The organism is Thermus sp. FJN-A, from assembly GCF_054655095.1.
Window position 1 is genome coordinate 1 of sequence record NZ_BAAHSC010000076.1, and the last position, 471, is coordinate 471.

The following is a 471-nucleotide window of genomic DNA, read 5'->3' on the forward strand; positions in this document are numbered from 1 at the left end:
ACCGGGTCCTCCTCACCCGGGTGGACCCCCGGAGCCTAGGGGAGGCCCTCGAGGCCCAGACCGCCCTCATGGAGGCCGGGGTGCCCGCCTTCCACGCCTTCGTGCGGGCCTACAAGGCCCACGAGCGGGCCGCCCTGGACGGCAAGGCCATCACCCGCTGGCGCGGCCCCAACGCCCGGGAGGCGGAGGCGGACTACCGCCGGGTGGCGGAGGAGCTCCTCAGGGAGCTCGCCCAAACCCCCGAGAGGAGGGAGGCGTGAAGCGGAAGCGCCTGGCGGAGCTGGTGAGGGAGGAGGCGGGGGACCTTCAGGAGGCTCCCGCCCCCCGGGAGGAGAAGCCCGGGGAGGCCCCTCCCGGGGGGGGCCTCGAGGCCTCCCCGAAGGGGGAAGGCCCCAGGGAGCGCCCCCTCCCCCCCTACCTCACCTACGTCCGCAAGGAGTGCCGCCTCCGCCCCGACCAGCTGGACGCCCT

Annotated in this window: 1 protein-coding gene and 1 pseudogene; both read left to right on the forward strand. The window is 76.0% G+C overall.

The annotated features are described in order from the left end of the window. On the forward strand, positions 1-260 hold a 260-nt coding region (locus ACYQ0J_RS00400), incomplete at its 5' end, for a ParA family protein (protein ID WP_460170248.1). Beyond that, positions 257-471, forward strand: a pseudogene (locus ACYQ0J_RS00405) (ATPase); the annotation flags it as partial. The gene ACYQ0J_RS00400 and the pseudogene ACYQ0J_RS00405, both read left to right, overlap by 4 nt.